Raw genomic sequence first — 7,725 nt, 5'->3', positions numbered from 1 at the left:
CGCGGGGTGCAAACCGCGGCAGGCCATTCCTCACGGAACAGGTCGAGAATAACTGATCGCGCTATTACAAGGGTGGGCAAAGCGTAGCGTGCCCACCAACCTTGATTTCGATTCTGAGAGAAATGGTGGGCACGGCGCTGCGCGCCTTTGCCCACCCTACGGCACCTGCGCTTACCGCTCGAACGCTGCCTTCAGCGCGTTGAGATGCGGCACCAGCGGGTTGCCGATCGAGGAATGATCGACCGGCGGCGTGTGGATGGTGGTGTCCAGGCGGCGCACGCGGGTCTGGAGGCTCATCGAGCGATGGATCAAATCCTGGAGCTGCGACGGCAGCTTCTCGATGCTGTCGGTCGAGCCGGGATCGGCGGCGGAGAGCTTGACCTTGGTTTTTTCGCGGTTGGCCTGGCCCAGCGTCATCTCGCCTTCCTTCACCGCGCGGTGCAGCAGCAGCCACGAGGCGAGCTGCATCAGGCGGGTGGTCAGGCGCATGCTCTCGGTCGCATAGGTGAGGCTGACGGCGCGATCGAGCGCCTTGGCCTCGGTGCGGCCGGCGCCATCGAGATAGGCGGCGGTCTCTTCGACCAGGTCCATGCCCTCGCGGAACAGGACGCCGAACGCCGCAGAATTGGTGAACCGCTCGCTGAGTTGAACGAGAGCACCTTCGGCTTGCAAACGTTCCATGGTTAACGCCCCTTACGCAACTGTCTGACTGCCCGGCTTTGGCGCCGGCTTATGATGAACAAATCATTGCGCGGGCGCGACGCCGAGTCCAGTGACAAGCGCGGATATGGTTTCCGCGGGTCTTTGCTCGGAATTCAACCGCGGCGAGATGCAAAAAGGCGGAGCTGGGCGCAAAAAAGAGCCGCCGGAAAACCGGCGGCTTTGAAAGTTGATAACAGGGAGGCGTCAAACAGAGTGGACAGGAGCCACTCGGTGTCCAAACAAGGACAGTTCCCAGTCATAAACTCGAAAGCTTAATGTGGAGTAAACGAGCGATTATTTTGAGGGTTCGTTAGCCATGTCGGTCAGTGGCCGAGTGGGCGGTGGAACGAATTCTTCACGCGCATCCGCAGCGAAGGCCGAAACCAGACCCTCATGGTGAGGAGCGCGCTCTTCGCGCGCGTCTCCGGACGATGCTTCGCATCGCCGGGACCATGCAGGCCCTGCTCTCGCCCGCGGCCATCCTTCGAGACGCGCGTGCCGCGCTCCTCAGGATGAGGACCGTGTGTGAGGCCAGCCCCGCTCCAGCGTCGGACCCTACGACTTGAAAACGCTGTTGGCCGCATCGCGCGAGGCGCGCTTCTTTGTTGTGGCTTCTTCCAATCTTGCGATCTCGGCCTTGAGCAGCGCGATGCGCTCGGTCAGTTCCTCCACTGACAAGAGTGAGAGATCCTGGCCGATGTCATGGCTGATCTTTTTGCGCGGACGGTCGTCGTCTTCCATCGCCATCCTTGTTCCTCCTGCGTTCGCATCACAAGCGGCTGAGGCGGTTGCCAGCCTGCACCGCGCTGGCTAAGCAATGGCCTCGTTCCATCCCGCACCTTTGCTCAAGGACACATCATGGACAAGCTGCCCGCGCAAATGACCGTGGTCGCCATCTCCAAACCCGGCGGACCGGAAGTGCTGGTGCCGGAACAACGGGCACTGCCGCAGCCCGGTCCCGACGAGATCCTGGTCAAGGTGCAGGCCGCCGGCGTCAATCGGCCCGACGTCGCGCAGCGCTCCGGCGCCTATCCGCCGCCGCCCGGCGCCAGCGACCTGCCCGGCCTCGAAATCGCGGGCGAAGTGGTGGCCGTCGGCAGCAACGCCAAGCGGCACAAGATCGGCGACAAGGTGATGTCGCTGGTCGCCGGTGGCGGTTATGCGCAGTACTGCATCGCCCAGGACGGTCAGGCGATGAGCGTGCCGCCGTCGCTCTCGATCAAGGAAGCCGGTGCGCTGCCGGAAACGCTGATGACGGTCTGGCACAATGTGTTCGAGCGCGGCGGGCTGAAGGCCGGCGAGACGCTGCTGATCCATGGCGGCTCCTCGGGCATCGGCACCATGGCGATCCAGCTCGCAAAAGCGTTCGGCGCCAAGGTGATCGTCACCGTGGGATCGCAGGACAAGATCGATGCCTGCCTCAAGCTCGGCGCGGATCGGGCCATCAACTACAAGGACGAAGACTTCGTCGCCGTGGTCAAGGCGGAGACGAACAATGCCGGCGCCAATCTGATCCTCGATATGGTCGCCGGCGACTATGTCGATCGCAACTATGACGCCGCCGCGGTCGACGGCCGCATCGTGCAGATCGCGACCCTCAACGGGCCCAAGGTCACCGTCAACATCGCCAAGGTGATGGTGAAGCGCCTGACCCACACCGGCTCGACGCTGCGCCCCCGTAGTAATGCGGACAAGGCGGCGATGGTGGCCGCGATCGAGGCGAAAGTGATGCCGCTTTTGCGCGAAGGCCGGGTCAAGCCGCTGATGGACAGCACTTTCCCGCTGGAAAAGGCATCCGACGCGCACCGGCGGATGGAAACCTCTGCACATATTGGCAAAATTGTGTTGGAGGTCTAGGCCAGCGGCCCACAGGGCTAGCCGGAAACCCTTTGATTTTCCTCGCTTTCGTGGCATCTATCGCGACGCACCGAACCACTTTGTTCCGTTCGGAAAACGCCGTGCACCGAAGAGCCTGCACCGAAGAGTTTGCGTCGAACGCGGAGAACTGACCTTGCGTCTGATCAGGTGCCTCGCGCCCATAGCGCTGGGCCTCATGATTCTCGTCTGCGCGTTCCCGGCGCGCGCGCTCGACGCTGTCAGCGTCCGCGGTGACGCGCCCGCAATCGACCTCACCGGCGTGCTCGAGCATCAGCGCAGCGACGCCGACCGTATCCAGGTTTCCACCGCGCCCGGCACCGACGGCATCGTCCGCCGCATCGAGGTGCGCGCCCGCGAAGGCGGCCAGAACTGGGTGGTGTTCGCGCTCGCCAACAACACCGACGACCAGCTCGACCGCCTGATCGTCGCCCCGCATTACCGCATCGTCTCCTCGGGGCTGCTCTGGCCCGACCTCGGGCTGTCCCGCATCGCGACCATCACGCCCTCGACCGGCGACCGGCCGGAGCGGCAGGAGAGCCCGACCGCCGACGTCTTCCGCGTCACCCTCGATCCCGGCGCCGTCGTCACCTTCGTCGCGGAGCTGCGCACCGACAAGCTGCCGCAGCTCTATCTGTGGGAGCCGGAATCCTACAAGGACAAGGTCAACTCGTTCACGCTGTACCAGGGCATCGTGATCGGCATTTCCGGCTTGCTGGCGCTGGTGCTGACCATCCTGTTCGTGGTCAAAGGCAGCATCATGTTCCCGGCCGCCGCGGCGCTGGCCTGGGCGGTGCTGGTCTATATCGGCGTCGATTTCGGCTTCTGGGGCAAGGTGCTCGACATGTCGAACAACGCCGAGCGCATCTGGCGCGCGGCGGGTGAGGCGATACTGGCGGCGACGCTGCTGGTGTTCCTGTTCGCCTATCTCAATCTCAGTCGATGGCACGTGCGCTATTCCCACATCACGGTGGGCTGGCTCGCGTTCCTGGGCTCGCTGGTTGCGCTGGCCCTGTTCGACCCCGCGGTGGCCTCCGGCATCGCGCGCATCTCGCTGGTGCTGATTGCCTTCGCCGGCTTCGCGCTGATCGTCTATCTCTCCACCCACGGCTTCGACCGCGCGGTGCTGCTGATCCCGACCTGGTTCCTGCTGGTGGTCTGGGTGGTCGCGGCCGGCATGACGGTCGCAGGCTCCGTCACCAATGACATCGTCGGCCCTGCCCTGCTCGGCGGCCTCGTGCTGATCGTGATGCTGATCGGCTTCACGGTGATGCAGCATGCCTTCGCGGGCGGCGGCGCCACCACCGGCGTCGTCTCCGACATCGAGCGCCGCGCGCTGGCGCTGGCCGGTTCCGGCGATCTGATCTGGGATTGGGACGTTTCCGCCGACAAGGTCTTCACCAGCCCCGAGACCGAAGCCCTGCTCGGCCTCAAGCGCGGCACGCTGGAAGGCCCGGCCGCCTCCTGGCTGGAAGTGCTGCACCCGCTCGACCAGGATCGTTTCCGCGCCGCGCTCGACAGCGTGCTCGACCAGCGCCGCGGCCGCCTGGTGCAGGATTTCCGCCTGCGCACGCCGGACGGACACTTCATGTGGTTCGCACTGAAGGCGCGCCCGGTGGTCGGCTCCGACGGCGAGGTCTCGCGCGTGGTCGGTACCCTCACCGACGTCACCGAGCTGCGCAACGCCGAGGAGCGCCTGCTGCACGATTCCGTGCATGACAATCTCACCGGCCTGCCCAACCGCAAGCTGTTCATGGACCGGCTCGGCGCCGTCGCGCATTTCGCCAAGACCATGCCGACGCTGCGGCCGACGCTGATGGTGATCGACCTCGACCGTTTCAAGCAGGTCAACGATTCCGTCGGCATCGCGGTCGGCGATTCCATCCTGCTGACGCTGGCCCGCCGCCTCACCCGCATCCTGAAGCCGCAGGATACGCTGGCGCGGCTTGCCGGCGACCAGTTCGGCCTGATCCTGCTCTCGGAGCAGGACCCCGCCCGCATCACCGCCTTTGCCGAGACCATCCGCAAGACCATCCGCGCGCCGATCGCCTTCAACGAACGCGAGATCTTTCTCACGGCCTCGATCGGCCTTGCCTTGTCCGATCCGCAAGTTCAGCTCACGGACGAGATCATCAAGGACGCCGAGCTTGCGATGTATCACTCCAAGCGCATCGGCGGCGACCGCATCGACGTCTACAAGTCCGCGATGCGCGCGCGAAAAACCGACCGGCTGACGCTGGAGAGCGAATTGCGCCGCGCCATCGAGCGGCAGGAGCTCACGATCCTGTACCAGCCGATCGTCCGGCTCGAAGACCGCTCCGTCGCCGGCTTCGAGGCGCTGGTGCGTTGGGATCATCCCAAGCTCGGACGCATGGCACCGTCGGAATTCATCACCATCGCGGAAGAGACCGGCCTGATCATCGACCTCGGCATGTTCGTGCTCGACCAGACCGCCAAGCAGCTCTCGATCTGGCAGCGCGCGATGCGCTCGCGCGAGCCGATCTTCGCATCCGTCAACGTCTCCTCGCGGCAATTGCTGCGGCACGATCTGATCCACGACATCCGTACCGTGCTGTCGCGCTCCTCGGTCGCGCGCGGCACGCTGAAGCTGGAACTGACGGAATCGCTGGTGATGGAGAATCCGGAGCACGCGGCGCAGATGCTGACGCGGATCCGCGAGCTCGGCACCGGGCTGTCGCTCGACGATTTCGGCACCGGCCATTCGTCGCTGGCCTATCTGCAGCGCTTCCCGTTCGACACCATCAAGATCGACCAGTCCTTCGTGCGCACCACCAACCGCGGCACCCGCCCGGTGATCCTGAAATCCATCATCGCGCTCGCGCACGACCTCGGCATGGACGTGGTCGCCGAAGGTGCCGAGACCGATTCCGACGCGGTCGAGCTCTACCAGATGGGCTGCGAATACGCGCAGGGGTTTGCCTTCGGCGAACCCATGGACGCCGACGCCGCGATGCGCCTGCTCACGGAAGTGCGCCTGGAAGCGGCGAGCTGATCTCAACGCGAGTCCGGTCCCGTAGGGTGGGCAAAGGCGCACTTGCGCCGTGCCCACCATCAATCCAACATTGCAACAGAGGTGGTGGGCACGCTTCGCTTTGCCCACCCTACGATACTGGCCGCCGCCGGTCGCTCTTCAGCTTCGTGAACCGCACGCTCGCACCGTCCGGCATTCGCATCGCCTTGAAACCCGCGGCGAGGCAGGCTTCGCGCTGGGGCATCTGGATGTCCGGGCTGCGCAGGCTGTCCCACCATGAGGCACGATTCGCCGCGCGCGGCAGGGCCGCGCCGATGATCTCTTCGATCTGTTCATAGGTCAGCACGAATTCCGCCTGCTTCTGCCGCATCAGATAATCGCGCAACGCGTCGTAGTCGTTCACCGCTGTCCTCTTCGCTGGTCGAAGCTCCGCTTTGCCCAAAAACGTCAGCCGCGGAAACCAATTTTTAACTCATTCCGGCAGCGCCGTCCCGGCTTAAACACTGCTCAAGCTTTCGGGCGCATTCACTAATGTCGGGAGCAAATGATGTTGTCTCGATGGCGCGACGTCACGGCCCGGCGGCCATGGCGGCTTTCGGCGAAACTGCTGATCATCTCGTCCGTGGTGACGGTGATCGGCTTTTCCGCCATTTGCGTCAACGTCATGCTGGACATGCGCCGCGGCGAGGAGGCGCTCGCCCGCCAGACGTTGGAAAACCTGGCGACGACCATCGAGTCCGACGTCAGCCGCAACATCGAGATCTACGACCTGGCCCTCAAGGCGGTCGCCAGCAACATGCTGCTGCCGGAAATCGGCACGGTCTCGAAGCCGATCCGTCACCTCATCCTGTTCGACCATGCGACCACGGCGAGGCATTTCGGCGCGATCCAGGTGTTCGACGCCGAGGGCCGGCTAACCATCGACGCCTCCACGCTCGATCCCGTTGCCGAGAACCGCAGCGACGAGGATTACTTCAAGGCTCATCGCGACAATCCGGACGCAGGCCTCTTCATCAGCCGTCCCATGCTGTTCCGCGGCGCCTATTCGATCGTGCTGAGCCGGCGTATCAGCGACACCGACGGGGGCTTCCTCGGCGTCGTCGCCGGATCGATCCGCTTCAGCTATTTCCACGAATTGTTCGAGCGGCTGAGCCTCGATGCCGACGACACCATCACCGTGCTCAGGCGCGACCGTACCGTCATGATGCGGCGGCCGTTTGATCTCGACGTGATCGGCACGAATCTGGCCAACCGGCCGGTCTGGAAGGCCGAAAATCTGAAGGTCGGCGGCGCATTCGCCGGACAGGGGCCGATCGACGGCACGCCGCGGCTCTATGTCCGCAGTAGTGGGAGCAGCCCGCTATTCGTGGTGGCAGGCAAGCCACTGAACGCCGTGTTCGAGCTCTGGCAGAAGGAAGCCTACCGCATCGGCGCCGTGGTGCTGGCGCTCAGCGTGTTCATGCTGGCATCGACGCTGGTGCTCGCGCGCGAGATCGGCCGGCGCGCCGAGGCCGAGCGCAAGCTCGAGGAGATGGCGACGACCGACGCGCTCACCGGCCTGAAGAACCGCCGCAAGTTCGACCAGGTGATCGACGTCGAATGGCGCCGCGCGATGCGGCAGCAGACGCCGATCGCGCTCTTGATGATCGATGCCGATCACTTCAAGGCCTACAACGACACGTTCGGCCACCAGGCCGGCGACCAGGTGCTGGTCGGCATCGCCATCTGCATTTCCGATTCGGTGAGCCGCGCCAGCGACTGCGCCGCGCGCTATGGCGGCGAGGAATTCGCCGTGCTGCTGCCGGGCACTTCGGTCACCGACGCCCTCCTGGTGGCCGAGAAGATCCGCGCCAAGGTGCAGGGATGGTCCGACGACCACACGAGCTCGACGGTGTCCTGCGGCATCGCGAGCCTCGTTCCCACCACCGGCATGGACTGGCCGCTGCTGGTCGCCGCCGCCGACAAGGCGCTCTACGCCGCAAAAGCCGGCGGCCGCAACCAGTCGGTGGTCGCGACCTTGCCGAAGCTGTCGCTGGTGGCGTGAGTATTATGTCCTCGGTGTGGGGGGGGGGGGGGGGGGGGGGGGGGGGGGGGGGGGGGGGGGGGGGGGCGCGCGGGGCCCCCCCCCAAAAAAAAGAGATTTGGAAGAGGGGGGG

6 protein-coding genes are annotated in these 7,725 nt (G+C 65.0%); 3 read left to right on the top strand and 3 right to left on the bottom strand.

Going from position 1 to position 7,725, the window contains the following annotated elements; translation table 11 throughout:
- Window positions 1-171: 171 nt before the first annotated feature.
- Window positions 172-681 (bottom strand): protease adaptor protein RcdA, encoded by a 510-nt coding sequence (rcdA, locus tag AC0L30_RS07925; protein WP_007599893.1) that lies wholly within the window; start codon window positions 679-681, stop codon window positions 172-174.
- Window positions 682-1,257: 576 nt separating this feature from the next.
- Window positions 1,258-1,449 (bottom strand): DUF1192 domain-containing protein, encoded by a 192-nt coding sequence (locus AC0L30_RS07920; RefSeq protein WP_007599892.1) that lies wholly within the window; start codon window positions 1,447-1,449, stop codon window positions 1,258-1,260.
- Window positions 1,450-1,560: 111 nt separating this feature from the next.
- On the opposite strand from AC0L30_RS07920, the gene AC0L30_RS07915 reads away from it, so the two are divergent.
- Window positions 1,561-2,559, top strand: coding sequence for an NAD(P)H-quinone oxidoreductase (locus AC0L30_RS07915; protein WP_007599890.1), 999 nt, complete (start codon window positions 1,561-1,563; stop codon window positions 2,557-2,559).
- Between the two features lie 154 nt (window positions 2,560-2,713).
- Window positions 2,714-5,590: an EAL domain-containing protein gene (locus tag AC0L30_RS07910; protein WP_026232774.1), complete on the top strand. Its 2,877-nt coding sequence runs from the start codon at window positions 2,714-2,716 to the stop codon at window positions 5,588-5,590.
- Window positions 5,591-5,699: 109 nt separating this feature from the next.
- Here AC0L30_RS07910 and AC0L30_RS07905 read toward each other — a convergent pair whose 3' ends face one another.
- Window positions 5,700-5,972 (bottom strand): DUF7662 domain-containing protein, encoded by a 273-nt coding sequence (locus AC0L30_RS07905; protein WP_007599886.1) that lies wholly within the window; start codon window positions 5,970-5,972, stop codon window positions 5,700-5,702.
- A 144-nt stretch (window positions 5,973-6,116) separates the two neighbouring features.
- On the opposite strand from AC0L30_RS07905, the gene AC0L30_RS07900 reads away from it, so the two are divergent.
- Window positions 6,117-7,613 carry a sensor domain-containing diguanylate cyclase gene (locus AC0L30_RS07900; RefSeq protein WP_473404108.1) on the top strand — a complete coding sequence of 499 codons (1,497 nt, stop codon included), beginning with the start codon at window positions 6,117-6,119 and terminating at the stop codon, window positions 7,611-7,613.
- Window positions 7,614-7,725 lie beyond the last annotated feature (112 nt).

The sequence above is a fragment of the Bradyrhizobium sp. MI1.11 genome (assembly GCF_055811255.1).
Note: the sequence above shows the minus strand (reverse complement) of the source record. Positions and strands in the feature narration are given on the sequence as shown.

Bases quoted from the DNA above. Each gene is read 5' to 3' on its own strand.
- rcdA (WP_007599893.1), bottom strand. From the start codon at position 681: ATGGAACGTTTGCAAGCCGAAGGTGCTCTCGTTCAACTCAGCGAGCGG.
- AC0L30_RS07900 (WP_473404108.1), top strand. From the start codon at position 6,117: ATGTTGTCTCGATGGCGCGACGTCACGGCCCGGCGGCCATGGCGGCTT.
- AC0L30_RS07920 (WP_007599892.1), bottom strand. From the start codon at position 1,449: ATGGCGATGGAAGACGACGACCGTCCGCGCAAAAAGATCAGCCATGAC.
- AC0L30_RS07915 (WP_007599890.1), top strand. From the start codon at position 1,561: ATGGACAAGCTGCCCGCGCAAATGACCGTGGTCGCCATCTCCAAACCC.